This is a genomic window from Bacillus sp. N12A5 (genome assembly GCF_026790125.1).
In the GTDB taxonomy this organism is placed as follows: Bacteria; Bacillota; Bacilli; order Bacillales; family Bacillaceae; genus Bacillus.
This window is the reverse complement of the sequence record NZ_JALAMR010000008.1, coordinates 250,009-276,170: the sequence shown is the minus strand read 5'-3', so window position 1 is coordinate 276,170 and position 26,162 is coordinate 250,009. Positions and strand designations below refer to the sequence as shown.

The 26,162-nt window shown below is 43.7% G+C and carries 23 protein-coding genes, 1 tRNA gene and 1 other annotated feature; of the genes, 3 read left to right on the top strand and 21 right to left on the bottom strand.

The window, feature by feature from the left end:
• Position 1 precedes the first annotated feature (1 nt).
• The 13 genes from yihA to ilvB form a co-directional block, all read right to left on the bottom strand.
• Positions 2 to 589, bottom strand: coding sequence for a ribosome biogenesis GTP-binding protein YihA/YsxC (yihA, locus tag MOC09_RS10730; RefSeq protein WP_014114673.1), 588 nt, complete (start codon positions 587 to 589; stop codon positions 2 to 4).
• Positions 586 to 2,910, bottom strand: coding sequence for an endopeptidase La (gene lon, locus MOC09_RS10725; protein WP_268362582.1), 2,325 nt, complete (start codon positions 2,908 to 2,910; stop codon positions 586 to 588). Before lon ends, yihA begins: the two co-directional genes overlap by 4 nt.
• Before the next feature lie 179 nt (positions 2,911 to 3,089).
• Complete coding sequence (lonB, locus tag MOC09_RS10720) at positions 3,090 to 4,745, bottom strand: ATP-dependent protease LonB (protein WP_268362583.1); 1,656 nt, start codon at positions 4,743 to 4,745, stop codon at positions 3,090 to 3,092.
• Positions 4,746 to 4,898: 153 nt separating this feature from the next.
• On the bottom strand, positions 4,899 to 6,161 hold the full coding sequence (gene clpX / locus MOC09_RS10715; RefSeq protein ID WP_268362585.1) for an ATP-dependent protease ATP-binding subunit ClpX: 1,263 nt from the start codon (positions 6,159 to 6,161) through the stop codon (positions 4,899 to 4,901).
• Between the two features lie 271 nt (positions 6,162 to 6,432).
• The gene (gene tig / locus MOC09_RS10710; RefSeq protein WP_268370488.1) at positions 6,433 to 7,707 is read right to left on the bottom strand and encodes a trigger factor; all 1,275 of its coding nucleotides are present in this window, start codon (positions 7,705 to 7,707) and stop codon (positions 6,433 to 6,435) included.
• A 227-nt stretch (positions 7,708 to 7,934) separates the two neighbouring features.
• Entirely contained in the window at positions 7,935 to 8,939 is a 1,005-nt protein-coding gene (gene ddcA, locus MOC09_RS10705) for a DNA damage checkpoint antagonist DdcA (RefSeq protein WP_268370487.1), read from the bottom strand.
• Between the two features lie 118 nt (positions 8,940 to 9,057).
• Positions 9,058 to 9,657 carry a 3-isopropylmalate dehydratase small subunit gene (gene leuD, locus MOC09_RS10700; protein ID WP_268370486.1) on the bottom strand — a complete coding sequence of 200 codons (600 nt, stop codon included), beginning with the start codon at positions 9,655 to 9,657 and terminating at the stop codon, positions 9,058 to 9,060.
• A 12-nt stretch (positions 9,658 to 9,669) separates the two neighbouring features.
• Positions 9,670 to 11,088, bottom strand: a complete 1,419-nt coding sequence (leuC, locus tag MOC09_RS10695) for a 3-isopropylmalate dehydratase large subunit (RefSeq protein WP_268362603.1) — start codon at positions 11,086 to 11,088, stop codon at positions 9,670 to 9,672.
• A 50-nt stretch (positions 11,089 to 11,138) separates the two neighbouring features.
• A complete protein-coding gene (gene leuB, locus MOC09_RS10690) occupies positions 11,139 to 12,236 on the bottom strand; it encodes a 3-isopropylmalate dehydrogenase (protein WP_268362606.1) in 1,098 nt (365 codons plus the stop codon).
• Between the two features lie 20 nt (positions 12,237 to 12,256).
• On the bottom strand, positions 12,257 to 13,813 hold the full coding sequence (locus MOC09_RS10685; RefSeq protein WP_268362607.1) for a 2-isopropylmalate synthase: 1,557 nt from the start codon (positions 13,811 to 13,813) through the stop codon (positions 12,257 to 12,259).
• On the bottom strand, positions 13,800 to 14,828 hold the full coding sequence (ilvC, locus tag MOC09_RS10680) for a ketol-acid reductoisomerase (RefSeq protein WP_003222549.1): 1,029 nt from the start codon (positions 14,826 to 14,828) through the stop codon (positions 13,800 to 13,802). The genes MOC09_RS10685 and ilvC overlap by 14 nt, the downstream gene beginning before the upstream one ends.
• Positions 14,829 to 14,851: 23 nt before the next feature.
• The gene (gene ilvN / locus MOC09_RS10675) at positions 14,852 to 15,370 is read right to left on the bottom strand and encodes an acetolactate synthase small subunit (RefSeq protein ID WP_003222543.1); all 519 of its coding nucleotides are present in this window, start codon (positions 15,368 to 15,370) and stop codon (positions 14,852 to 14,854) included.
• Positions 15,367 to 17,091, bottom strand: coding sequence for an acetolactate synthase large subunit (ilvB, locus tag MOC09_RS10670; RefSeq protein ID WP_268370484.1), 1,725 nt, complete (start codon positions 17,089 to 17,091; stop codon positions 15,367 to 15,369). The genes ilvN and ilvB overlap by 4 nt, the downstream gene beginning before the upstream one ends.
• Before the next feature lie 122 nt (positions 17,092 to 17,213).
• Positions 17,214 to 17,459: a binding site (T-box leader), on the bottom strand.
• Positions 17,460 to 17,904: 445 nt separating this feature from the next.
• Between ilvB and cotQ the strand changes: the two genes are divergently transcribed.
• Both cotQ and MOC09_RS10660 read left to right on the top strand, forming a co-directional pair.
• Entirely contained in the window at positions 17,905 to 18,231 is a 327-nt protein-coding gene (gene cotQ / locus MOC09_RS10665) for an inner spore coat protein CotQ (protein ID WP_060399220.1), read from the top strand.
• A 186-nt stretch (positions 18,232 to 18,417) separates the two neighbouring features.
• Positions 18,418 to 18,873 (top strand): GNAT family N-acetyltransferase, encoded by a 456-nt coding sequence (locus MOC09_RS10660; protein ID WP_268370483.1) that lies wholly within the window; start codon positions 18,418 to 18,420, stop codon positions 18,871 to 18,873.
• A gap of 165 nt (positions 18,874 to 19,038) precedes the next feature.
• On the opposite strand, the gene MOC09_RS10655 is transcribed toward MOC09_RS10660, so the two are convergent.
• Positions 19,039 to 20,301, bottom strand: a complete 1,263-nt coding sequence (locus tag MOC09_RS10655) for a Kelch repeat-containing protein (protein WP_268362616.1) — start codon at positions 20,299 to 20,301, stop codon at positions 19,039 to 19,041.
• 224 nt (positions 20,302 to 20,525) lie between these two features.
• Here MOC09_RS10655 and MOC09_RS10650 point away from each other — a divergent pair, with 224 nt between their 5' ends.
• Positions 20,526 to 21,350 (top strand): YsnF/AvaK domain-containing protein, encoded by an 825-nt coding sequence (locus tag MOC09_RS10650; protein ID WP_268370482.1) that lies wholly within the window; start codon positions 20,526 to 20,528, stop codon positions 21,348 to 21,350.
• A gap of 63 nt (positions 21,351 to 21,413) precedes the next feature.
• On the opposite strand, the gene MOC09_RS10645 is transcribed toward MOC09_RS10650, so the two are convergent.
• From MOC09_RS10645 to MOC09_RS10615, 7 genes are all read right to left on the bottom strand, one after another.
• Positions 21,414 to 21,487: transfer RNA gene (locus MOC09_RS10645), tRNA-Arg, on the bottom strand.
• Positions 21,488 to 21,631: 144 nt separating this feature from the next.
• Positions 21,632 to 22,141 (bottom strand): metallophosphoesterase, encoded by a 510-nt coding sequence (locus MOC09_RS10640; protein ID WP_268359118.1) that lies wholly within the window; start codon positions 22,139 to 22,141, stop codon positions 21,632 to 21,634.
• Positions 22,142 to 22,155: 14 nt separating this feature from the next.
• The gene (locus MOC09_RS10635) at positions 22,156 to 22,752 is read right to left on the bottom strand and encodes an XTP/dITP diphosphatase (protein ID WP_133486547.1); all 597 of its coding nucleotides are present in this window, start codon (positions 22,750 to 22,752) and stop codon (positions 22,156 to 22,158) included.
• Positions 22,753 to 22,764: 12 nt separating this feature from the next.
• Complete coding sequence (rph, locus tag MOC09_RS10630) at positions 22,765 to 23,502, bottom strand: ribonuclease PH (protein WP_268359113.1); 738 nt, start codon at positions 23,500 to 23,502, stop codon at positions 22,765 to 22,767.
• Positions 23,503 to 23,612: 110 nt separating this feature from the next.
• On the bottom strand, positions 23,613 to 24,713 hold the full coding sequence (gene gerM, locus MOC09_RS10625) for a spore germination protein GerM (protein WP_268359112.1): 1,101 nt from the start codon (positions 24,711 to 24,713) through the stop codon (positions 23,613 to 23,615).
• 113 nt (positions 24,714 to 24,826) lie between these two features.
• Positions 24,827 to 25,645, bottom strand: a complete 819-nt coding sequence (gene racE / locus MOC09_RS10620; protein WP_268359110.1) for a glutamate racemase — start codon at positions 25,643 to 25,645, stop codon at positions 24,827 to 24,829.
• 7 nt (positions 25,646 to 25,652) lie between these two features.
• The gene (locus MOC09_RS10615) at positions 25,653 to 26,093 is read right to left on the bottom strand and encodes a MarR family winged helix-turn-helix transcriptional regulator (RefSeq protein ID WP_003222521.1); all 441 of its coding nucleotides are present in this window, start codon (positions 26,091 to 26,093) and stop codon (positions 25,653 to 25,655) included.
• Positions 26,094 to 26,162 lie beyond the last annotated feature (69 nt).

Genomic DNA, 26,162 nt, shown 5'->3' with positions numbered 1-26,162 from the left:
TCTACCGGTTTATCATTTTTTTGATCGCTCCCCAAGCTTCGTCTTTCCCCTTTTTCGTTTCTGAGGAGAAGAGAATCAGCTCGTCTTCCGGATCAATATTTAATGTCTGTCGGACAACCTTCGCGTGTTTGTCCCATTTTCCTTTCGGGATCTTATCAGCCTTTGTAGCGATAATGATAACAGGAATGCCGTAATACTTTAAGAATTCGTACATCTGCACATCATCATTAGATGGCGCATGCCGCAAATCAACAATCTGCACCACTGCTTTCAATTCCTCGCGTGTCGTGATGTAGGTTTCGATCATTCTGCCCCAAGCTTCCCGCTCAGACTTTGACACTTTGGCAAAACCGTAACCCGGTACATCCACAAAATGAAGCTCATCATTGATAATGTAGAAATTCAGCGTTTGTGTTTTTCCCGGTTTTGATGATGTTCTCGCTAGATTTTTGCGATTGATTAGTGAATTGATAAAAGACGATTTTCCTACGTTCGATCTTCCGGCCAGTGCAATTTCCGGAAGCCCGCCCTCTGGGTACTGTTCCGGCTTTACGGCACTGATCACGATTTCTGACTTTGTGACTTTCATTTCTTCTCTCCTACTAAGGCATGTTCCAAAACTTCATCTAAGTGGGACGCCAATATAAATGTCAGCCCCTCTCTGACGCTTTCCGGAATATCCTCTATATCTTTTTCATTCTCTTTAGGCGCAATAATGGTTGTTAATCCCGCTCTATGCGCGCCAAGCGCTTTTTCCTTCAATCCTCCGATCGGCAGCACGCGCCCGCGAAGCGTGATTTCTCCAGTCATTCCGACTTCACGAGAAACCGCCCGTCCCGTTAAAGCAGAAACAAGCGCTGTCGCCATCGTGATACCGGCTGACGGACCATCTTTAGGCACCGCACCCTCAGGCACATGTATATGAATATCATACTTCTCATGAAAGTCAGGTTCAATGCCAAGTTCTTTTGTTTTCGAACGCACATAGCTGAAGGCAGCCTGAGCTGACTCTCTCATTACATCTCCGAGCTTTCCTGTCAGGATCAATTTTCCTTTCCCCGGAGAAAGTGATACTTCAATCGACAGCGTATCTCCGCCGACCGTTGTATAGGCTAGCCCTGTCACTACACCTACCTGATCTTCTGTTTCAGCTTGTCCGTATCTGAAAATTCGTTTTCCGATAAAGTCCTGAAGGTTCTTCTCAGTGACCGTAATCCGTTTTCGCTCTTCAGCTACAATGGCTTTTGCCGCCTTCCGGCAAATCGCGGCAAGCTGGCGCTCAAGGCTTCTCACTCCCGCTTCTCGCGTATAGTAGCGGATGATATCAAGAATCGCCTGGTCACGCAGCTGAAGGTTGCTTTTCTTCAGCCCGTGTTCCTTAATCTGTTTTGGAAGCAAGTGATCTTTTACGATTTCGAGTTTTTCCACTTCTGTGTAGCCCGCAATATTAATAATTTCCATTCTGTCTCTGAGCGGGCCCGGGATCGTTGCCAAATTGTTCGCAGTAGCGATAAACAGCACTTTTGATAAATCAAAGGTTTCTTCAATATAGTGATCACTGAAAGTGCTGTTTTGCTCTGGATCAAGCACTTCAAGCATAGCCGATGACGGGTCGCCTCTGAAATCAGATGACATTTTGTCAATTTCGTCTAATAAGAAGACCGGATTCAGCTTGCCGGCTTTTTTCATGCCTTGAATAATGCGTCCAGGCATTGCTCCGACATAGGTCCGTCTGTGTCCGCGGATTTCTGATTCGTCACGCACTCCGCCGAGTGAGATTCTGACGAATTTCCGACCCAAGCTTTTTGCAATTGATTTGGCTAAAGACGTTTTCCCGACCCCTGGAGGTCCTGCCAAGCAGAGAATAGGCCCTTTCAGGGATTTTGTCAGCTTCTGGACAGCTAAATATTCTAAAATGCGTTCTTTTACTTTTTCAAGTCCGTGATGCTCTTCGTCCAAGAGACGTCCTGCTTCCTTCAAATCAAGCTTATCATCTGTCTCATCCGTCCACGGGAGAGCAATCAACCAGTCAATATAGTTGCGGATTACAGAGCTTTCTGCGGAACTCGACGGAATTTTTTCGTATCTGTTCAATTCCTTGAGCGCGGTTTCCTTCACATGATCCGGCATGCCTGCTTCTTCGATTTTTTCCGTCAGCGTCTGAACTTCGCCTGTTTTTCCTTCTTTATCGCCAAGCTCTTTTTGGATCGCCTTCATTTGTTCACGCAAATAATATTCCTTTTGCGTCCGCTCCATTGAACGTTTGACGCGCTGGCCGATTTTTTTCTCGATCTCCAGCACTTCTTTTTCATTATTAATAAAATCAATAACCTTGTTCAGCCTCTCTTTGACATCAGCCGTTTCTAAAATATCCTGCTTATCCTTTAGTTTTAGGGGCAGATGAGAAGCAACAATGTCTGCCATTCTCCCCGGCTCTTCGATATCAGTAACTGCGGCGTACGTTTCGGCCGAGATTTTTTTAGAAATTTTTATGTACTGATCAAAGTGGTCTAACAACGTCCGCATCAATGCTTCGTCTTCTGTATCTTTTGAATCATCTTCATGAATGAGTTGGATGTCGACCGACGTGAAATCCTCATGCTCATTGTATTTAACGATTTGGGCGCGCTTGAGGCCCTCAACCAACACACGAATCGTACCGTTAGGAAGCTTCAGCATTTGCTTGATTTTCGTATAGGTGCCCACAGTAAAAATCTCGTCTTCACCAGGTTCGTCTATCGAAATATCCTGCTGAGTGGCTAAAAATATCATATGATCATGCATCATTGCCTGTTCAAGAGCCTGAACCGACTTGTCACGTCCTACATCTAAATGCAAAACCATCGTCGGGTACACTAATAAACCTCTTAAAGGGAGGAGCGGGATGCTGCGTTTTAATTCTTCTGCCATGTGACTGACACCTCCGTGACTTTAGTATGAACCATTATAATACAACTTTTTCATCCTTGTACAATAAACGGCATGGTTCCATTTTCTATAAAACAGTCTCCTCGTAGTATACCCTTTCTTTCTGATATGAAAAAGGAAAAGATGTCCTTCATGAAAAAAACCCTATTTTTAAAATAGGGTTAAACGGATTCTTTATTGATTTCAATAAACGGTTTTTGTTCCGTTGGCGGATTCACTAAAATTTCATCAAGCACTTCCTGGAACGTCTTTACTGCAATAATGGTGATTCCGTCAATCTGCTTTAAGATCGACTGCTGATTTTCATATGGGATAATCACTTTTTTTGCACCGGACTGCTTGGCTGCTTTTATTTTCGGAATCACGCCCCCAATGGGTTTGACAAGGCCGTTCAGGCTGATTTCACCTGTCATGGCAATGGTATTGTCAATTGGGATTTTGTGAATTGCCGAGAAAATACCTGCTGCCATTGCGATGCCCGCTGACGGCCCGTCAATCGGAATCCCTCCTGGGAAATTGATGTGAATATCATAATCAGACGGCTTCATTCCCATCGTGCGGAGTACGGTTAACACGTTTTCAACCGAACCCTTCGCCATGCTTTTTCGGCGGATTGATTTTGATTGGCTGCCGATGCTTTCTTCTTCAGCTATTCCTGTGATATTAATAGACCCTTTATCCTGAGCTGGGGTTACACTCACTTCAATTTCCAAAAGCGATCCGCTGTTAGGTCCATATACGGCAAGCCCATTTACGATGCCAACTTGCGGTTCTGCGCCGATTTTCTGCTCGTGCTTCGGAGTAAGCTGGCTGGAATGAATGACCCATTCAATATCCTCAATCGTAATGTCTTTCCGATTCTCCGTCACTGCCATTCCCGCTGCAATTTGAATCATATTAACAGCTTCCCGCCCGTTCCGCGTATAACTGGTCAGCAGGTCCAGACTTTCATCAGAAATGTTTTTTTCAATTTTATCCGCCGCTGTTTTGGCAACGGTTTTCAGCTCATCCTTTTCAAGCTCACGGAAAAATACCTCTAAACAGCGGGAACGGATGGCTGGCGGAATTTCGTTCGGCATTCTTGTCGTCGCGCCAATCAGGCGAAAATCAGCCGGCAGCCCATTTTGAAAAATATCGTGAATATGATTCGGAATTTGTGTGTTTTCTTCACTGTAATACGCACTGTCTAAAAAGACTTTTCTGTCTTCAAGCACCTTCAGCATTTTATTCATTTGAATAGGATGCAGCTCTCCTATTTCATCAATAAACAGCACACCGCCATGGGCATGGGTGACAGCGCCCTGCTTCGGCTGCGGGATCCCCGCCTGCCCCATTGCTCCGGCCCCTTGGTATATAGGGTCATGGACAGAGCCGATGAGCGGGTCGGCAATCCCTCTTTCATCAAAACGTGCAGTTGTTGCATCGAGTTCCACAAAAACGGCCTGCTCCTTAAACGGCGATTGTTTATGTTTTTTTGCTTCTTCTAATACAAGCCGTGCAGCAGCTGTTTTTCCGACGCCCGGAGGTCCATAGACAATGACATGCTGTGGATTCGGCCCGCACAAAGCTGCCTTTAATGCTTTAATGCCGTCTTCCTGTCCGACGATATCTTGAAAGCTTTTGGGGCGGACTTTTTCAGATAATGGTTCGGACAAGCTAATAGCGCGCATTTTCCGAAGCTGCTCCATTTCCTTCTTTGATTCCTTATCTATCGTGACCTTTTGTGTCCTTTGATTTTTAAGCAAATTCCAAAAATACAACCCAATGATGATCCCAAAAAACAGCTGAATAAATAACGCGATCCCTGTCCAACTCATGATGGTCCCTCCTGAAAAACAATTTATGTATCCAATTCATTCCTCTGATTGCTAGTATCTCCCACAGAAGACGGGAATAAACGTTTTTCCGGAAGAGTTTACATGACAAAAAAACCTCCTGAATGTCACCATTCAGGAGGTTCGTGCTTAACATTATGCAGATGTTTTATCTTGGCTTGCCTCAGTGCCGTCTTTTAATAAGAGGCGAGGCGGCTCTCCATGTGTCACCGTTGCGCCGGTAATTACACATTTTTCAATGTCATCACGAGAAGGCAGCTCAAACATCACATCAAGCATGATGCCTTCAATGATAGAACGGAGTCCGCGCGCGCCAGTCTTGCGTTCAATTGCTTTTTTAGCAATTTCAGAAAGCGCTTCTTCTTCAAACTCAAGCTCAACGTTGTCAAGCTCAAGCATTTTTTTGAATTGCTTAACAAGAGCGTTTTTCGGTTTTGTTAAGATCGCAACTAAAGCTTCCTCGTCAAGTTTTTCAAGGCTTGCGATAACCGGAAGACGTCCGATGAATTCAGGAATTAACCCGAAGCGAAGCAAATCTTCAGGAAGCACTTTTGAAAGAAGGTCTTCTTTCTCAAGATCAGCAGCTTTATTGTCCGCACCGAATCCAATCACTTTTTGGCCTAAACGGCGTTTGATGATTTGTTCGATACCATCGAAAGCACCGCCGCAAATGAACAAAATATTTGTTGTGTCGATTTGAATGAATTCTTGATGAGGATGCTTACGTCCTCCTTGAGGCGGCACGCTTGCCACTGTACCCTCAAGAATTTTAAGCAGCGCCTGCTGTACACCTTCACCTGACACATCACGTGTAATAGACGGGTTTTCTGATTTTCTTGCCACTTTATCGATTTCATCAATATAGATAATGCCTTTTTCGGCTTTTTCCACATCATAATCAGCAGCTTGGATGAGCTTCAAGAGAATATTCTCTACATCTTCACCCACGTATCCAGCTTCAGTTAAAGACGTAGCGTCTGCAATCGCAAACGGCACATTTAAAATGCGAGCCAATGTTTGCGCCAGAAGGGTTTTACCGCTTCCTGTAGGGCCGATTAATGAGATATTACTTTTCGAAAGCTCAACATCATCAACTTTGCTGTTGGAGTTAATGCGCTTATAGTGGTTATACACAGCAACAGCAAGTGATTTTTTCGCTTGATCCTGGCCGATGACATATTCATTCAGAATTTCGCGGATTTCCTGAGGCTTTGGTACGTCTTTAAATTCAACTTCTTCTTCAGTTCCGAGTTCTTCCTCCACAATTTCAGTGCAGAGTTCGATACATTCGTCACATATATATACACCAGGTCCTGCTACAAGCTTACGAACCTGATCTTGTGTTTTTCCGCAGAACGAGCATTTTAATTGTCCTTTTTCCTCGTTAAATTTAAACATTCTTTCACCCCTTAATCTTGTCTCACTTTTTCTTTCACCGGCAGAGCAAAAGAAAATGATTCTTGAAACGAACGAGTATGTATTGCATTTTACCATACTTTCCAAAAAGACGGTAACAATGTGTTTCTGACTAGCACATTCTATATGTATGACAAAAAGCAGCCCTGCATTAACTATCTTGCCCCAAGAAAAAGAGATATATCATAATTGTACAAAACAAGGCACGAATGATTCGCGCCCTGTTTTATTATTACTATTATTATGCACCATATTAACGGTTTTCTACAAGAAAATCAATTGCTTTGCGAACTTTTAAATCTTCTTTCATCGCGTCAGTAGAACCGATGGCTTGTTTAATATTTTCAACAGGCATGTTGTATGCTTCAGCCATTTTAGAAAGCTCAGCATCAACTTCCTCATCTGATACTTCAAGGTTTTCCGCTTTCGCAATCGCCTCAAGAGTCAGGTTAGATTTTACGCGTTTTTCAGCATCTTCTTTCATTTGCTCTTTTAACGCAGCTTCATCTTGGCCTGAGAATTGAGTGTAAAGCTCAAGGTTCATGCCTTGCATTTGCAGACGCTGTTCGAATTCTTTCAGCATGCGGTCAAGCTCAGTGTCGATCATCGCTTGCGGCACATCGATTTCAGCATTTTCAGAAGCTTTCAGAACAAGCTCTTCACGCAATTTAGCATCAGCTTCGTTTTCTTTTGCTTCTTCTAAACGTTTCTTTGTTTTCTCAGTCAATTCAGCAAGTGTTTCCACTCCTTCATCGATATCTTTTGCGAATTCATCATCAAGTTCAGGAAGCTCTTTCGCTTTGATTTCGTGAATTTTCACTTTGAATACAGCTGGTTTGCCTGCAAGCTCTTCAGCGTGATACTCTTCAGGGAATGTCACTTCAACATCCTTCTCAGCACCCGCTTCAAGGCCGATTAACTGATCTTCGAAACCAGGGATGAATGACCCAGAACCTACTTCTAGAGAGTAGTTTTCAGCTTTTCCACCTTCGAATGCTTCGCCATCAACGAATCCTTCGAAATCAAGAACAACTGTGTTTCCTTCTTCAACAGCGCCTTCTTCTTTTACAACAAGCTCAGCTTGACGCTCTTGAAGCGCTTTTAGTTCGTTTTGAACATCTTCGTCAGTTACAGCTGTGTCGTCTTTTTCAATGCCTAGGCCTTTGTATTCGCCAAGCTTCACTTCAGGTTTTACTGTTACTTTCGCAGTGAAGATTAAGCTTTCGCCTTTTTCGATTTTTTCAACATCGATTTCAGGACGGTCTACAGGCTCGATTCCAGCTTCTTCAACCGCTTTAGGGTATTCTACAGGAAGAAGAATATCCAAAGCATCTTGGTAAAGAGCTTCTACGCCAAAGCGCTGTTCGAATAATCCACGAGGAATTTTACCTTTACGGAATCCAGGAATTGAAACTTGTTTCACTACTTTTTTAAATGCATCATCAAGTGCTGTTTTAAACGTTTCAGCATCAACTTCAACCGTTAAAACGCCTTCGTTGCCTTCTTGTTTTTCCCATTTTACAGACATGTGTTTCCCTCCAAAAATCTATTCAGGTTGTGTCGGTCTTCCATTCTAAAGCAATCATTCGGCTTCGTCCAACAAAAACAAAGCTGCCAAAGATCAGAATCATTATGTATAGATGTGAATAATGAACTGCAAAGCCTGTCCAACCGTATTTCTTATAACCCGTTATACACAAATACAACCATTATATTATAACATAACACATACCGCTTTCAACTATATGGCGCGATTTACAAATAAGAAATTTCTTCAATATCTTTTATCATTGTGCACGCTTCGTCGAGTTCTCTGTCGGTAAACTCATACATCATATGAAGTTCTTCTCTTTCAATTTCAATCCCGTGCATCTCGTAACCGACTTTATGCAGGGCAGCCGCCCAAAGATCGGCCGACAGCAATTTTGGCTGGAACGGATATAAAACGTACAAATGTCTTCTCCACAGTTCTTCTACTGCCGCATATAAAGTAGGGTTTTCATTTCCGAGCGTCTCATCCAGAACCCTGAGAACGCGGTGCAAAATCGGCGCAGCATCTGGAGGGACAATTTCAGACGGTTCAATTGTCATCGACTCGCCAAATTTCGTAATATGCACAGGTTTGCTATACTCGTGCTCCGCCAATAGCATGACAATCATCGTTTTGATAATCGGATGAGCTGACGGGTCTTGAAGAATTGTCTTCAGCAGTCCTGTATACTTCGTTACATTGCGGTCTTTTAAGGAATGAATTAAATTCATTTGCTCCTCAGGGCTTGCCAGCACTTTCTCCGTGTCAATTGTATCCTCATACTCCTCGGCCCAAGCCTCGTCTTCACGATCCGGATCGGTCATTTTACGGCTGAAATCAAGCAGCTTATAAAATTGCTCGGCACTTTCCGCAGGCAGCTGGTTTTCTTCCAAAACGGCTTCAATCGTGCTTTTGACTTCATCGTATTTTTTAAGCTGAATTAAGATGGTCATGTACACCTGCAAAACGGTAAAGTAATGGCCGTAGCCTTCTTTAAGCATCTTCTCGCACACGCTTTTTGCCTCTTCCAATTCGCCCAGCTCTAAAAAGCAGATGGCCATCCCTAAGTGAAGATCAGATTCAGTATCATCATATTTCATCGCTTCCGAAAACAGCTCAAGCGCTTCTTGATACTTTTTTTCCTTCAGTGATGACATCCCTTTTTCCACAAGACGGTCTTTTAGATGAGGAAAAGGAATAATTTTTGCGTTCTTCTTGTCATGCGTCATACCTATATTCCTTTCAGGCATTTATTTTGTTCAAGTGTATCAACACCTGTGAACAAACACAAGAAATGAAAGGTTTCATCAGGCAAAAAAAGCTGCCGGACAATTGCCGGCAGCTTTTTCAGGCTTGAAGCCAAGAGCTTCTCTGTGATTCAAACCGCTTGATTTCATCTTCAAGCAAGAGCGTTAATGAAATTTCATCATAGCCGTTGATAAGCATCTCTTTCCAATGCGGATCAACTTCAAATGAAATTTGATTGCCTTCACTATCATGAATAAGCTGATTCTCAAGATCAACAGTCATCTGCAGTGACTGGTTTTCATACTGGCCGACAAGCTTTTTCCAATTGTCATATGGCATGCGAATTGGCAGCATACCGTTTTTAAAGCAGTTCTGGTGGAATATATCAGCAAATGACGGCGCAATAATGATTTTAAATCCATAATCATCAAGCGCCCACGGAGCATGTTCACGTGATGACCCGCAGCCGAAATTTTCTCCTACTATTAATATGGAAGCGCCTTGGTAAGCTGGCTGATTTAATTCAAATTCAGGGTTCGGTTCACCGTTCGCATCATATCTCCAGTCAAAGAATGCAAATCGGCCATAGCCTGTTCTTTCAATTCTCTTCAAAAATTGTTTAGGAATAATCTGGTCTGTGTCAACATTGATACGATTTAATACGGCTGCTTTCCCCGTATGTGTTTTCAAAGGTTCCATCTCGCGCACTCCTTACACAACTGTTTTTTCCTGATAAAACTTTCTGACATCAACGAAGTGTCCGTGAATGGCGGCCATCGCAGCCATTGCCGGGCTGACGAGATGTGTTCTTGCCCCTTTTCCTTGTCTGCCCTCAAAGTTACGGTTAGAAGTGGACGCACAGCGCTCTCCCTCAGGAACAACGTCATTATTCATGCTTAAACACATGCTGCAGCCTGATTCTCTCCATTCAAATCCAGCTTCCAAGAAAATTTGGTCCAACCCTTCTTTTTCAGCCTGAAGCTTTACGCTTTGGGATCCGGGAACGACGATGGCTCTTACGCTGTCCGCTACCTTCTTCCCTTTGATCATACCAGCAGCCTGACGTAGGTCAGTCATGCGGGAATTTGTGCAGGAACCGATAAATACGTGCTCCACTTTGATGTCTTCAATTTTCTGATGAGGAGTCAGCCCCATATATTCATAAGCGCGAATCGCTTCTTTTTTGTCATCTTCCGCGGAAAAGCTTTCCGGCGCAGGAATTTCAGAATCGACAGGAAGAACCATTCCCGGGTTGATGCCCCAAGTCACCATAGGTGAAATTTCGTTGCCGTTAAGGACGATAGATTTATCATAAACAGCGCCCGGGTCTGTGCGCAGCGCTTTCCATTCCTCTACTGCCTTGTCAAATTCTTCGCCTTTTGGCGTGTACTTGCGATTTTTGCAATATTCAAATGTCACCTCGTCAGGTGCAATCAAACCTGCTCTCGCCCCTGCTTCAATTGACATGTTACAAACGGTCATCCGCTCATCCATCGTCATATTTCTGAATACTTCCCCAGTGTATTCAATGACGTAGCCAGTTCCGAATTTCACACCGTATTTGCCAATGACAGCAAGAATGACATCCTTTGCCGTTACCCCTTTTTGAAGCGTTCCGTCTACACGCACTTCAAGTGTTTTCGGGCGCTGCTGCCAGAGTGTCTGTGTGGAAAGGACATGTTCAACTTCACTCGTCCCGATTCCGAATGCAAGAGCGCCGAATGCGCCATGTGTTGATGTATGGCTGTCGCCGCATACAATCGTTTTCCCTGGAAGGGTTAATCCCAGTTCAGGGCCGACGACATGCACAATCCCTTGGTCTACACTGTGAAGATCGGCAAGGCGCACGCCAAATTCTTCACAGTTTCGTTCAAGTGCCGTCACTTGGCGTTTCGCCACTTCATCCTTTATCTCAAAGCGATTGACAGTTGGGATGTTGTGGTCCATTGTCGCAAATGTATTCTGGGGTCTTCTGACCTTTCTTCCCTTTTGTCTCAACCCTTCAAATGCCTGAGGAGACGTCACCTCATGAATAAGATGCAAATCAATATAGAGAAGATCCGGTTTTCCCTCACCATGTTTTACAATATGCTGATCCCAAATCTTTTCGATGATTGTTCGAGGCATCATCTTTTGTTTCCTCCCTCTACCTATGAACTAAGACCGCTTAACGTAAGCTGTCACACATTAGAAATAGTATTTTCACACATTATTGCTGCCTTAACTTCCTCTGTAATGGCCTGAGTGCTGCTGAACTCTTCGCCTCGTGCCAAGTCTCTTGTTCTTTTTCCGGAAGCCAATACTTTGTTAACCGCATCTTCTACAGTTTTCGCTTCCTCTTTGAGCCCGAAAGATGTTCTCAAAAGCATTGCCGCTGACAATATGGCCGCGAATGGATTTGCCATCCCTTTGCCGGCTATGTCAGGCGCGGAGCCATGAACAGGCTCAAACAGATGAAGACCTGAGCTTGATAGGCTGGCTGACGGGAGCATTCCGAGTGAGCCTGTAAGCATGGACGCTTCATCGCTTAAAATGTCTCCAAACATATTTTCAGTCACCACGACATCAAATTGATTTGGTGCATAAATCAGCTGCATGGCCGCGTTATCCACAAGCATGTGCTCCAGCTTCACATCAGGAAAGTCTTTTGCAACGTCCTCAGCCACTTCACGCCACAGTCTGCTTGATTCCAGAACGTTTGCTTTATCAACAGAGGTTACTTTTCCTTTTCTGGCTGCTGCCATTTTAAAGCCCTCTCTGATCACGCGTTCAATTTCCGTCCGCTTATAAAACAGCGTGTCTACCGCTTCCTGCTCACCTTCAGTGTTTACATAGCGTTTGCTCGGCTGGCCGAAATACAAACCACCTGTCAGCTCACGGACGATAACAAAATCAACGTTATCAATATATTCTTTTTTCAAAGGCGAAGCGTCAGAAAGGCTTTCAAACACCTTCACAGGACGTAAATTCGCAAACAAATCAAGCTGTTTTCTGATGTTGAGCAGCCCTTTTTCCGGTCTCAGCTCCGAAGGGTTTTGATCCCATTTCGGTCCGCCGACAGCGCCAAGCAATATAGCGTCTGCATTCTTACAAGCCGCAACGGTTTCCTCCGGGAGGGGATTGTTATGTTCATCAATCGCTGCCCCTCCAATTAGGCCATATTCAAATTCAAATTCATGATTAAATCGTTCGGCAACACTTTTCAGTACGTCTGTCGCTGATTCTAATACTTCAGGGCCGATCCCGTCTCCGGGCAATAGAGCAATACGTTTCTTCAAGTTAACCGTTCTCCTTTCTTTTATGATCCGACAGCTGTATGGTTTTTCAGTCCGCTCATATTCGATTGGAAAACCAATTGACGGTTGACTGCGTTCAAATAGGCTTTCGCTGAAGCTTCCAATACGTCTTGCGCTATGCCCCGCCCTGCTGATTCTTTTCCATTCACCAAAACTCTTACATACACCTGGGCAAATGCGTCTTCGCCTTTTCTATTGGATTGAATGCGGTAGTCCAAGAGCTCCACGTCTTTATCAATGCAGCGCTCAAGCGTGTTGTAAATTGCTTCCACGCTCCCGGCTCCAGTTGCTGCTTCCTGAATTAGCTCTGCGTTTTCTTGATTTTTCAAAGAAAGCGTAGCCGTAGGAACCTGGCTTGTTCCGTAATGCACTTGCAGGGAAAGAAATTCATACCCAATCTTGCGGTCTGTTACTTTTTCTTCTAAAATAAGAGAAACAAGATCCTCATCAGTAATTTCTTTTTTCTTCTCAGTCAACTCTTTGAACATCGTAAAGAATTTATTAATCTCGTCACTATCAAATTGGAATCCTAAAGCCGTCAGCCGGTCTTTAAATGCATGGCGTCCGGAATGTTTTCCCAGGACAAGCGCATCTGCTGTTACACCGACAAGCTCCGGTGAAATAATTTCATAAGTGGACTTTTCTTTTAAGAAGCCGTCCTGATGGATGCCTGATTCATGAGCAAAGGCATTATCGCCAACAACCGCTTTATTGCGCGGAACAGCCATACCTGTCAGCTTGCTTACTAAATCGCTTGTACGCTTAATCTCGTTCAATGTAATGCCTGTTTCAACTTGATAGAAATCTTTTCTGATATGAAGGGCGACGGCAATTTCCTCTAATGCCGCATTTCCGGCTCTTTCACCGATGCCGTTCACAGCACATTCAATTTGATCAGCGCCATTTTCAATGGCGGAAAGAGAGTTTGCGACTGCCATTCCCAAATCATCATGACAGTGGGCCGAAAGCTTTGCTTTGTAAATGTTCGGAACGTTTTCCTTCATATATTTAAAGATATTTCCGTATTCCGCTGGAGCCAGGTAGCCGACCGTGTCTGGAAGATTGATAACACTGGCGCCTGCGTCAATGACTTTCTCGACGATTTCTGCTAAAAACGGCAGTTCAGTCCGACAGGCATCTTCAGCTGACCATTGCACAACGGGAAAGCGCTCTTTTGCGTATTTCACCATTCCAACTGCTCTTTCTATCACTTGCTCACGAGTCATTTTCAGTTTGTGTTTCAAATGAATGTCCGATGTGGCAATAAATACGTGAATTCTTGGTTGAGCGCCATCCTTTAACGCTTCCCAAGCGGCATCAATATCACCTTTTACGCAACGGGCAAGACCAGTCACTGAACAATTTTTAATGGTTCTCGCAATTTCCTGAACAGCTAAAAAGTCACCTCGGGACGAAGCGGGAAACCCCGCTTCAATGATATCTGCCCCGAGTCTTTCGAGCTGCTTAGCTATGGCAAGTTTCTCCTGTGTATTTAAGTTCACGCCAGGGGACTGTTCACCATCACGAAGCGTCGTATCGAAAAAATTAATTTTGCGCAACGGAGACCACCGCTTCCTTCTTCTTGCCTTGTTTCACAAACGGCATCATTTCACGAAGCTTTCTTCCCACTACTTCGATTTGATGTTCGTTCTCGCTTGCATTGATAGCGTTGAAACGAGGACGGTTTACTTGGTTTTCGACGATCCACTCTTTTGCGAATGTACCGTTTTGAATATCTTTTAATACTTCTTTCATAGACTCTTTTACTTTAGCATCAACAACGCGAGGCCCTGATACGAAATCCCCCCACTGTGCTGTGTCAGAGATTGAATATCTCATTCCTGCAAGTCCTTCTTCGTACATAAGGTCTACGATTAATTTCAGCTCGTGCAGACACTCAAAGTATGCAAGTTCAGGCTGATAACCCGCTTCAGTTAATGTTTCAAATCCAGCTTTTACCAGAGCGCTCAATCCGCCGCAAAGAACTGCTTGCTCACCGAACAAATCTGTTTCTGTTTCTTCCTTAAATGTTGTTTCCAAAACGCCCGCTCTTGCGCCGCCAATTCCTTTTGCATATGCAAGGGCTTTGTCTCTTGCTTCTCCCGTCACATCTTGATAAATCGCGAACAATGCCGGTACGCCAGCACCTTGCTCGTATGTTCTTCTTACCAGGTGTCCCGGGCCTTTAGGCGCTACCAAGAATACATCTACATCTGCCGGAGGAACAATTTGATGGAAATGAACGTTAAATCCGTGAGCAAACACCAATGATTTTCCAGCTGTCAATTCATCTTTAATTTCAGCTTCATATACTTTTTGCTGCTGTTCATCAGGAAGCAAAACCATGATGATTTCAGCTTGGGCTGCCGCTTCTTTTACTGAAAATACTTTATGACCGTCTTCTTGAGCCTGAGTGAAAGATTTTCCTTGTCTAACACCGACGATCACGTCAACTCCGCTTTCTTTAAGGTTCAGGGCATGTGCGTGGCCTTGTGAACCGTATCCGATAACCGCTACTGTTTTTCCAGCCAATACGTTCTCTTTGATATCACCGTTATAATATACTTTTACCATTTCAATCTCTCCCTTGTTATGTTTTATACAATTGATATTGTTTTATTGGATGACGCCTTTTGCTGGGTTCCCCTCGCAAAAGCCGTTGTACCTGTTCTCGCGATTTCTTTAATGCCATAAGGTTTTAACAATTCAATAAGCGCTTCAATTTTGTTAGATTCGCCTGTCACCTGAACAACGATGCTGTCTCTGCTGACATCAACAACAGAGGCTCTGAACGGTTCTATGATTCCATTAATCTCTGATCTCGTTGACGGTGCGGAAACGACCTTGATTAAGGCCAGCTCCCTCTGGACAATCGATTGATTTGTGATGTCTGTGACTTTTAGCACATCAATCTGTTTGTTGAGCTGCTTTGTCAGCTGTTCAACATCATTTTCTCCTTCAACGTGAACCACAAAGGTGATTCTGGAAACGCCGGTTGTTTCTGTGTGTCCAACTGTAATGCTTTCAATGTTGTAATGTCTTTTTGTAAATAGACCGGTGATCCGGTTTAACACACCGGAACGGTTCACCACAGTCAATGTGATAATTCTTTTCAAGGTTTCACCCCCACCATTTCATGCAGCCCTTTCCCCGGAGCCACCATCGGGAATACTTTTTCTTCTCTGGCCACCCGCACGTCAATAACAACAGGTTCTCTTGAAGTTAATGCCTCTTCCAGCTTTTCTTTCGCTTCCGCTTCTGATGAAATTCTCATGCCTTTAATGCCATATGCTTCTGACAATTTGACAAAGTCAGGCTGAGAAGCGAATTTAGATTCTGAATAGCGTTCTTCATAGAAAATTTCCTGCCACTGTCTGACCATTCCGAGACAAGCGTTATTTAAAATCACGACTTTGACTGGAAGATTCAATTCGCGAATGACATCAAGTTCTTGGAGCGTCATTTGAAAACCGCCGTCTCCGAGAACTGCCACAACAGTAGCATCTTTATCAGCCAGCTGTGCGCCGATCGCTGCCGGAAGGCCGAATCCCATCGTTCCAAGTCCGCCTGATGTGACCCATCTATCTGCTTTTTGGAACGGATAAAATTGGGCTGACCACATTTGATGCTGGCCGACATCCGTTGCGACAATGGCTTCTCCATTTGTAAATTGATGAATATATTCAATCAATTTCTGAGGTTTAAAACCCTCTTCTTCATTATCTACATACCAGAGCGGGTACTCTTCTTTCCATTCGGCGAGCTGTTTTTTCCATTCTCTTGAATCGCTTTGTTTGCCGTCTTGTTTGATCAGCTCCTGCAGGACAATTTTGCTGTCTCCGACTACAGGAATCTGTGTTTCCATGATTTTTCCGATTTCAGCCGGATCAATATCGATGTGGGCAATCTTTGCGTTTCTTGCAAAATGCTTCAGGTTTCCTGTGACGCGGTCATCAAAACGGGCGCCGATGCTGATCAAAAGATCACAATCATGAAGGGCCATATTGGCTGTATATGTGCCATGCATTCCCGCCATCCCTAAGAAGAGCGGATGGTCAGCCGGGAAACCTCCGAGCCCCAACAGGGTGTGTGCCACAGGGATTTGCTGCTGTTCGGCATAATTTTTTAATTCTTCTGACGCTTTTCCGTGCAGTACGCCCGCACCAGCCAGGATTACCGGTTTCTTTGCGCTGCTTACTGCTTCCACAAGCTTGCGGATCTGCAAATAATTCGGCTCTGTTGTCGGCTGGTAGCCCGGGAGATTCATCTCGTGATCGTAGCTGAATTCTCCTTCAATTGTTGCTACATCTTTCGGAATATCAATCAATACAGGTCCGGGTCTTCCAGTTGTTGCAATATGGAACGCTTCTTTAATGATGCGCGGCAGATCTTCCGGCTGGCGAACCTGGTAGCTGTGTTTTGTCACCGGCATGGTAATTCCTAAAATGTCCGCTTCCTGAAATGCATCGCTGCCGATAACGGAGGTCGCTACCTGTCCTGTAAAGACAACTAATGGCAATGAATCAATCATGGCATCCGCAAGGCCTGTAACGAGGTTTGTTGCCCCCGGTCCTGACGTGGCAATGACGACACCCGGTTTTCCAGATACTCTTGCATATCCTTCCGCTGCATGAATCGCACCTTGTTCGTGACGGGGAAGGATATGTACCATCCCTGAATTGTAGAGCTTATCGTAGATCGGAAGCACTGCCCCGCCCGGATAACCGAATATCATTTCTACTTTCTCTTTTTTTAATGATTCAATCAGCATTAATGCTCCGCTCATCGTCTGTGTACATTTGGCAGATGCTGAATCCACCTGTACATTAGTCCCCATTTTTAGTTCCTCCTTTTGGATTTTCATCCTCTAAAGATCATCTTTACATTAGCTTGATAGCTGATTATTCAATAAAAAAAGCCCTTCCGCCCACAATCAGCCGCGCAGTGAATGCGATAGCTAAAAGGGGCGAAAAGGCTCTTCTTTCCGCGGTACCACCCTTGTTTACGGCCTTTAATCGGCCGTCTCATGGATATTTCTATCCGCTTTAATAACGAGTGAATCAAGTTCACCCGGCCAAGTCCTACTATGATTTCAGACTGGCACTCTGAGGCGAGTTCACCTTGTAAAGCTTCACCGGTTCTCAGCTAACCCGGTTCTCTGTGGAAAACTTCATCAAGGCTACTTATCCTCATCTGCGCTTTTCATATTCAGTCTCCGGAACGGCTTTTCAGCAGTTCAAGAGGATCAATTGTTTTTGATTTTTCAGAATCGTATTGCGATCATTTTTGCTTGTGAAGCTTGCGTTTATCTTTTGTTGAACTCATATTACGCCGCTTTGGACGCAGTGTCAACAGCATTTTTTAAAATTATTAGACAATTTTGATTAATCAATCTATATTGTATACGCTTTCATTATTGGTATGTAAGGAATTGCAAATGTTAAAAGTTTTTATAATTTTTTTATTAATCTATCAAGGATACACCAGAATTTTTCAATCTGATATAAACATGTCATAAAATATGACGTGCTATTAGTTTCGATGAGATATATGTATGAAAGATCTTCTTGCAAACATTTTCAATTCGGATAGGCTCTTTCATCAATTCCCGGCATAGACTGGTGATATCTTGCATAGAAAAGGTGATACGATGAATAAATCATTAGCAGACATCCAAGGATTCCCCGGAGGTTTTCCAAGCTTTCCGCAGCCATATTATCCGACGGCTCCTGCCTTTTATCAGCAAAGTTATCAGCCGTTTGGAGGCTATGGATACGGACAGCCGTACAGCCAAGCATACAGCCCGCTAAGCACTCCATCTGCTATGTACTCCTCATTTCCATATGCTTCAGGATTTTACGGACAGCAATTTGCAGGTGGCGGCTATAGCGGTCACGGCGGCGGTTTCAGTATCCCGGCAACGCACGCCGGCGGATTCAGCGGAGCAGCCGGTGTACACGGAGGCTTTAGATATTAAAGAAAACCACAAGGGGCCGAACATCTATTTCGGCTCTTTTTTTGCTTTGAAATGTCTTATCATTCTAAACAATAATCCCATACTGTCAGATTTTCTGTCTTTCTATTTGGAAACAGGACAGAATATGATTAAGATGAATTCAAAATACGTTCTGCAAATCAACAAGTTTCTGAGGAGGAACTAGAATTGTATATAAAAATAGATGATTTAACTGGACATCAAGTGATCTCACTTGTGAAGGAGCATTTACATAGCATGACACTCATGTCCCCGCCCGAAAGCATCCACGCCTTAGGCTTAGAAAGACTGAGAAAGCCTGAAATAACATTTTGGAGCGCATGGGAGGGAGATGAACTAGTCGGCTGCGGAGCGCTTAAAGAACTGGACAGCCGGCATGGAGAAATCAAATCAATGCGGACGTCTGCATCCCATTTAAGAAAAGGCGTTGCCAAACAAGTTCTTCAGCACATCCTAGAGGAGGCTGGGAAGCGAGGCTATGAGCGGTTAAGCTTGGAAACGGGTTCAATGGCTTCATTTGAGCCGGCAAGAAAATTGTATGAAAGCTTCGGTTTTCAGTACTGTGAACCTTTTGCAGACTATGTTGAAGATCCGAACAGTATGTTTATGACGAAGAAATTGTGAGGCGTTTTTTATGAGGATAGATACGTGCAGGGGAGGATTTCTTATCTATCCTATATATAATCTAATTCCCCAAAAATTTAATTGAGAAAAAGCACTTAACAAAATCGGTTATTGCTTTATTATACAAAAACCATCCAGCACTGCACTGGATGGTTTTTGTATGAATTATTTATATTTATTTACTTCATACATCAAAATGTTCTTAAACACAACATAATCCTTTTTACTTTCAAAAGGCCCTTTGTTGTTGTCATGCTCATCAATTTCATAAAAGCCTGGTCCCTCTCCAGCATCACGTTGCTTGTACCATTTTAGGAACCCGTTCACTTCTTTCATGGGAAGCTGATACTCTTTTTGCAAACCGTTTACCATTGTGATAACTAGGAGAGCGTCTCCGTCTTCTGCTGAATTATCCTCAGAAGGATCAGAAGGTGTTGTTGATCCTTTATCCTTATCTCCCGGACTCTCCTCCGAATCGAATGGTATGTTTAAATCCTTTAATGAAATTGACATAACTGATTTAAAATTAGAGGCTGCATTTCCAGTAAAACTGGATGTTTCCTCTCTTCCACCGATTACGTAAAGAGTATCATCAATAATGGCAGAAGAATGAGCCATTCTGTATGGGGCTTTAGGGTTTGTTACTGCTGTAACCGATTGACTTTTAGGATCGTACACCTTAATTCGGTTTACACCTCCTGTCATCAGTATTTTTCCTTTATAAACAAGCGCAGAATAATATCCTGCTGTAAATCCTTTACCATTTTTTGTCCAGCTATCTTTTTCTGGATCATAGACATAAACAATTTGGGGAATTAATTGCGTTCCGCCAAGGATATATAGTTTATTATCGATAACCGCTGTAGAAGCCGCAGTTGCTTCATAATCTAACTTCTGTTTTTTCTCCCATTTCTTCGTTTCGAGATCGTAACTGTAAGTGGTTGCATATGAGTTATTTTCATAACCTACAACATAAATTTTCTTTCCAATAGCTTCTGCATAAATCTTATAAGCTGGAACCTTTTTTTCAAAAGGAAGATCATCCAATTTCTCCCACGTATCTTTTTTTGGATCATATGCTTCTATTGTGTTGACAGCTCCATCGTTTGACATTCCACCCATGACATAAATTTTACCCTCAACTGTAACAGTCGCAGCTCCTCCCCTCTCTGTGGGCATGTCGGCTTTTTTTGTCCATTCATTTGTTTTAGGATCGTAGACAAACGTTTGATTCCCATAAGTACCTTGTTTTTGCGTCCCGCCACCAATCACATATATCTTTCCATCTACTACACTGCTGCTTGCACCGACACGCGGCTCAGGCAAATCTGCTCTTTCTTTCCATTCAACCGTTTCCGCGCTAACTGTCTGGAGCGATTGACATAGCGTAATAACGAATAAGAAAAAAACAATGAACCACTTTTTCAAAAGAAAACACTCCTTTTATTAAATTGTTTTACTTAACAAATATCGGCATAACTATGAATTTTTTCATATCATTTCCGGAATATTCATTTTTCAGGAAATTCATAGAATAAAAGATTTGCTCTGAAAAAACACGAATGTTTTCAATTTTGTTTATTTTAAAAAGCAGCGGGAATTACAAACGACATGAACGATAAAATATAAAATTGATAAAGGAGGAGATTGATATGAAAAGTATAGTTGGTGTATACGAAACTCCGCAGGAAACCATCGCAGCGATTGAAGGCTTATTAACAAAAGGGTATGATTCTGACGACATTTCTGTTGTGACAAGCCGGCAAGATACAGATTATCTGGAATCACGTACAGGAACAGAAGTCAATCAAGCCATCGATGCACATGAAGGCGATTCGGAATCTTTTTTCGATAAACTGAAAGATTATTTCACAATGGATGATACTGCTACACACAGCAAAGCATTATCCGATTTGGATATTAAAACTGATGAATTAGACAAGTATCAAGAAGATTTGGATGACGGAAAACTTCTGGTAGCCGTCGATACAGATGCAGATGTAATTGCTCCTATTGATAACGGCAATGCCCTTTCAGGCGGCTTTTCAAGCACAAATGAAATGGCGGATTATACAACGAAAGAAGAAAAAACGATGCCGCTCCTGGAAGAACAGCTGAAGGTCGATAAGGAAGACGTTCAAACCGGTGAAGTAGAGATAGGAAAAGAAGTGAAAACAGAAAAAAGAGATATGGACATTCCTGTGAGACATGATGAAATTTATGTCGAACGCCGCCCAGTGGATGAAAATAAAGCGGACGCTTCTCCTGTCAACGATTCGGAAGAGATCAGAGTTCCAATCGTTGAAGAAAAGCTGGAAGTGACTAAAAAACCGGTTGTCACTGATGAAGTGGTTGTCGGTAAACGCACTGTTGAAGAAAATGAACATATTTCTGAAACTGTGAAAAAAGAAGAACCTCGTCTGAATAAAGAAGGAAAAGTTGACGGCTTGGATGATGATACGTTAAATAACAAATGAAAATCATAAGCCGACAACAAAAAACCTCAAATCCTAAATGGATTTGAGGTTTTTCTTTTGGTACGTCCCAGGAGAGATTCGAACTCCCGACCGACGGCTTAGAAGGCCGTTGCTCTATCCAGCTGAGCTACTGGGACATGTTTTGTTTTTTGTTTTTTGTTTTTTGTTTTTCGCTTTAACTATCAGCGACAAGATTTATTATATATGGGATGCAACAATAAGTCAACGGTTTTTTTAGAATTTTTTTCATGAGGAAGAAAATTTTCTTCCTCATGACATTTTCATAGTGTAACCCGGTTTTGCAGATCCTCAATTTCATGGCCTGCTTGGTCGTAAAAACGCACTGCCGCAGCATCATTTTCTAATGTCAGTATAGCATAGCTTTCTGTCCTGCGCACCCTAGGAAGCCGGATGCTGCCTGGATTAATCATCAGTTTTCCGCGCAGCACTTCGCTTCCCGCGATGTGCGAATGGCCGAAACAGATAATATCCGCTCCTAGCTCCTCTGCACGATAGTATACGTTTAACAAGGTCTGTTTTATACCATGAAGGTGGCCGTGCGTGACCAGTATTTTTTTTGAACCGGCAGTCAGAAGAAGCTCGTCCTTAAAATCGCCGGCAAAATCACAATTGCCTTTGACAACCGCATAAGGCTCCAATGCCGGATGCCCGGTATCAAGCTCAGAGTCTCCGCAATGAATCATGAGATCAACTTCTGTTTCATGTCGTTTCGCGATGGTTTGGAGTTCTTCTTCAAGGCCATGGCTGTCACTGATAATCAGCACGTTCATTACAAGGTTCCCCCTTATGCCTCCAAAAGCTTAGCCAGCTTTTTAAGCGCGTCAGCCCTATGGCTGATTTTATTTTTTTCATCACTTGTCAGTTCGGCCATCGTCTTATCTTTATCTTTCACAATGAAGATTGGGTCATAGCCAAAGCCGTATTCTCCTCTGGGCTCATCAGCGATATATCCTTCCACATGGCCTTCGACTGTTTTTGTTTCCTCTCCTGGGATACTCACAGCAAGTGCGCATCGGAAACGGGCCGTGCGCTGTTCTTTTTCGATCCCTTTCAGCTCGCTGAGCACTTTATCGATATTTGCCTGGTCGTCTTTCTGCTCCCCTGCATAACGGGCTGAATAAACCCCGGGTCTGCCGCCAAGATTATCGATGGATAGACCGGAGTCGTCCGCAATCACCATTTTGTTCACTGCTTTGGCAACAGCTTCTGCTTTCAGTATGGCATTTTCTTCAAACGTATGGCCTGTTTCCTCAATTTCTTCTGTGAAGCCAATTTCAGCTAAAGATTTGACATCATAGCCTTTTGGCTCAAGGATCTCTTTAAATTCCTTCACTTTTCCCGGATTATGTGTCGCAATAATTGCTTCTTTCATGATGATCAAGCCTTTCTGTCTTTATTTCAGTTCTGGCAGAGAATCACCCAGCACTTCTTTTTGCTTGTCAATCAGCTCCTGAATGCCTTGTTCCGCAAGACCGAGAAGACCGTTTAGATCCTCCCTTGAAAAAGTCGCCTCTTCCCCGGTTCCCTGCAGCTCCACAAAGCGGCCGCTGCCTGTCATAATGACATTCATGTCAACTTCAGCGGAGGAATCTTCTTCATAATTTAAATCTAACAAAATTCCCTGCTCCTTATCAATTCCGACAGAGATCGCAGCAAGAAAATCAGTGATTGGGTTTGTCTTGACCGTCCCCGCTTTGATCAGCTTGCCAACCGCAATCGCCATGGCAAGAAATGCACCTGTGATGGAAGCTGTTCTTGTTCCGCCATCTGCCTGAATGACATCACAGTCAATCCAAATCGTCCGTTCACCGAGCTTTTCTAAATCTACAACTGCCCGAAGCGCGCGGCCGATCAGGCGTTGAATTTCCATTGTTCTGCCGGAAATTTTCCCCTTAGAAGATTCTCTGATTGTTCTTTGGTTTGTTGCCCGCGGCAACATGCTGTATTCAGCAGTAATCCAGCCTTTTCCCCCGCCCCGCAAAAACGGCGGCACGCGATCCTCAACAGACGCGTTGCAGATTACTTTTGTATTTCCCGCTGTTATTAGAACAGAACCTTCCGGATGGCTGATAAAATCCAAATCGAATGTGATTGGGCGCAGCTCATCATGTTGTCTTCCGTCATGTCTCATGTTTTACCTCCGATTGTATGTACATAAACCATTTTTGTCCCGGAATTGAATAAAGAAAGAGGCAGCCGGAACGCTAACCTCTTTCTTTCTAGTATATCAAAAATCCCAATTTAAAAACTACCCGTATTCACTTGAGAAGGTCTGGAGACCGGTTCTGTGAGCTTTTCGCCTTTTTCATTTACAAGCTCTGATTTTCCGTTCACTTTAACAGAGACGCTTTTTACTTCCGGCTGTTCTGTTAACGTTAGCACAATGCTGTTCAGTACTTCTGAAGAAATCATCTTCGTCTTTTCATCAGCGCTGCCGAATATAGATTGATTGAAATCTAACGTCACACGCCCATCTTTGATTTTCGGCTTGCTAACCAGCTTTACGTCTTCACTAAAATCCGTTAACAGCCCGCTCACCTTGCTCGGCCCTTTGGCCAATTCATTGATGGCTGCTGTAATGTCGTCTTTTTCCGAATTGTCGATTCGTTTCGTCACCGGCACGTAGTATTCACTGTCTTCGTTTTCCGCCAAATAGTAGACTGTCAGCGGGTGGGTCGCAGTGAGATCATTTACACCGGCAGTTTCTAAATTAATGCCGTCTTTGCGGCTTAAATCATCTGAGATCGGCGTTCCTCCCACAGGCATCTCCTTCAGTTCATGCCCGTTGATTCTCAGCTTCACTTTATCTATCGAACTGAATTGCGTCAGCGTCCACGTCACAGATTGAACGATTTTCTGTTCGTCTTCTTTCTTATAATTTTTGAATTCATTAGAGAAATCAGCTATCGCAGTCCCATCTTTTTTGATGTCAACGTTAACGGTTGTGTCAGCCGGCAATACAGCTCTGAAGCCATTCGGGAGAATTTCTGACACAGGACCGCCCTGTACGAGGTATTCAAGCGCCTGCTTGGCCGTGCTCTCACTTTTCGGAAGAGGCAGCGTTTGCGCAACGACATACCCGTTTTTATCAATGAGATAAAGCTCCCTCATGACAGTAGATGAGGCTTGATCCGCTTTTGCGGTATCACTTTTTTTACTTTCTGTTTTTTCGGCTGCTGTTGTATTTGAATTGGCACCCGCTTCATCGTTCACGAATGTAACGTCTTGAGGCGGATCAATTTCCTCGGCCGCCTTATCAGATTGAAACAAACCGCATCCGGATAAAAGCAAGGCAGAGGTGAGACAAGTGGCACCAATGACTGCAGGTCCTTTTTTCAGCATACTTTTCCCTCCTAAGGATGTTTGTACTATTATGTATACGAGCCTCTTTAGGAAATAGACCGAAGAATTCCGGCAAAACAGAAAAAACCCGCAACATACCGTTGCGGGCAAAACTATCTTCTAATCGGTTCTTGCAGTGAGATGCATTCCACATGGCCCACCTCATGGCCAAACCAATCGTCCGCGATTTTCGCAAACTGATCACGTTCTCCTGTTGTCAGGAACTGATGGTCCGGGGCAAACGGGGACTGATTCAGCAGCCCTTTATATGAGAGAATCGTACTGACTTCCCGGGCTGTTTCATCGCCGGACGAAATGATGTTTACGTGCTCTCCCATATATCGCTGAATGGCATCTTTTAAAATCGGATAATGGGTACAGCCTAAGATCAGCGAATCAATCGATGTGTCTTTTAACGGATGCAGCGATGCTTTGACAATCTCGTCTGCTGTTTTGTCGAGAAACTTCCCGCTTTCCACAAAAGGCACAAGCAGAGGACAGGCAAGGTTCTCAACCTTCAGGTCAGGATTTAATGCCAAAAGTGCCTCTTCGTACGCATTGCTCTTAATTGTATTCTCTGTGCCGATGACACCGATATGCTGATTCCCCGTCACTTTTATCGCTGCTCTCGCACCCGGCTGGATCACTCCGACCACCGGTATGCCAACGCTGCGCTGGATGTCTTCTAATGCGATCGCTGTTGCTGTGTTGCAGGCGATCACGAGCATTTTGATATGGTGGTTTTCGAGTAAATAATTCGTCAGCTCCCACGTATATTGAAGCACTTCTTCTTCAGGACGCGGACCGTATGGACACCGTTTTGTGTCCCCAACGTAGATAATATTTTCTTTTGGTAGCTGTCTCATGATTTCCTTTGCAACGGTTAAACCGCCAACCCCGGAATCAATGACTCCTATTGGTTGCTCCAACAAAATCGCCTCATTTTCTCTTCATTTCATGCTGCAGTTTCATCAATGATTTTTCGAAGATGGCTATTTCTTCATCTGTAAACGTTTCGAACATATCACGCAGATATTCCTGTCTTTTTGTAATGACCTCTTGGATAATCCGTTCTCCTTCAGGCAGCAGATGTATCCGGACAACACGTCTGTCGGCCGGGTCCTTGACCCGCTCGACAAGCTCATTTTTTTGCATGCGGTCGATTAAGTCCGTTGTCGTGCTGCATGCCAAATACATTTTGCCAGATAGTTCGCCGATTGTCATATCTCCTAATTCATAAAGCCATTGCAGGCCGACAAATTGCGGCGGCGTAATCGCATATTGATTAAGGATTTCTCGTCCTTTTTGCTTAATGATCGCGGCAATGTGGCGGAGTGACTTTTCAATGTCCGCAACATGCTCCAAAGGTTTTGATGTCATTTGTCCATCCCTCACTCAAGGATCTCTTACGCAGAAAAGCGTTCCGTGTCTATTTTCCTTCTTTTTTGA